Genomic DNA, 1,353 nt, shown 5'->3' on the forward strand with positions numbered 1-1,353 from the left:
TTTTTGTTTGAAATCATTTTTGTTCACGCGCTGATTACATGAATGTTTTGTTTGTGTGGTTGGTGTGTGGGTGTCTTAGTATTTTGTGTTGTCTGTGAAGGGCGCACGGTGGATGCCTTGGGCATGATAAGCCGATGAAGGACGTGGAAGGCCGCGATAGTCCTCGGGGAGTTGTCAATCGAGCGTTGATCCGAGGGTGTCCGAATGGGGAAACCTGGCCACAGTTGTGTGTGGTCGCTGCATGAATGAATTCATAGTTTGTGTGGTGGTAACGCGGGGAAGTGAAACATCTTAGTACCCGCAGGAGAAGAAAATAATAATGATTCTGCTAGTAGCGGCGAGCGAACGTGGATTTTTGGCTAAACTGCATGCGTGTGATACCTGGCAGGGGTTGCGTGTGTGGGGTTGTGGGGTTGTGTTGTGCGGTGCTGCCATGCCGTGCCCCGACATTGTGTGTTAGCGGAAGTGGTTTGGAATGGCCTGCCGTAGACGGTGAGAGTCCGGTACGTGAAAGCATGTGGTGTTGGGGTTGATGTGATACCCGAGTAGCAGCGGGCTCGTGGAATCTGCTGTGAATCTGCCGGGACCGCCCGGTAAGCCTGAATACTTATTGTGACCGATAGTGTATGAGTACCGTGAGGGAATGGTGAAAAGTACCCCGGGAGGGGAGTGAAATAGTACCTGAAACCGTGTGCCTACAAGCCGTCAGAGCCTTTTAAAGGGTGATGGCGTGCCTTTTGAAGAATGAGCCTGCGAGTCAGCGGCATGTCGCGAGGTTAACCCGTGTTGTGGGGTAGCCGTAGGGAAACCGAATCCTAATGAGGGTGTTTTAGTGGCGTGTCCTGGACCCGAAGCGGGGTGATCTACCCATGGCCAGTGTGAAGCAGCTGTAAGAGGCTGTGGAGGCGCGAACCCACTTAGGTTGAAAACTGAGGGGATGAGTTGTGGGTAGGGGTGAAAGGCCAATCAAACTCCGTGATAGCTGGTTCTCCCCGAAATGCATTTAGGTGCAGCGTCGTGTGTTTCTTGCCGGAGGTAGAGCTACTGGTTGGTTGAGCGGGACTATCATCTTAGCGACGTCAGCCAAACTCCGAATGCCGGTAAGTCAGAGCGCGGCAGTGAGACTGCGGGGGATAAGCTTCGTTAGTCGAGAGGGAAACAGCCCAGATCGCCGGTTAAGGCCCCTAAGAGTGTGCTAAGTGGAAAAGGATGTGGGATCGCGAAGACAGCCAGGAGGTTGGCTTAGAAGCAGCCATCCTTGAAAGAGTGCGTAATAGCTCACTGGTCGAGTGGTTCTGCGCCGACAATGTAGTGGGGCTCAAGTACACCGCCGAAACCGCGGAACTCAACATT

Annotated in this window: 1 rRNA gene; it reads left to right on the forward strand. The window is 53.1% G+C overall.

The annotated features are described in order from the left end of the window. Positions 1-85 precede the first annotated feature (85 nt). Positions 86-1,353 (forward strand): 23S ribosomal RNA (locus MHX52_RS10275); the annotation flags it as partial.

This window comes from Corynebacterium sp. ACRQJ, assembly GCF_022346045.1.
Lineage (GTDB): Bacteria > Actinomycetota > Actinomycetes > Mycobacteriales > Mycobacteriaceae > Corynebacterium > Corynebacterium evansiae.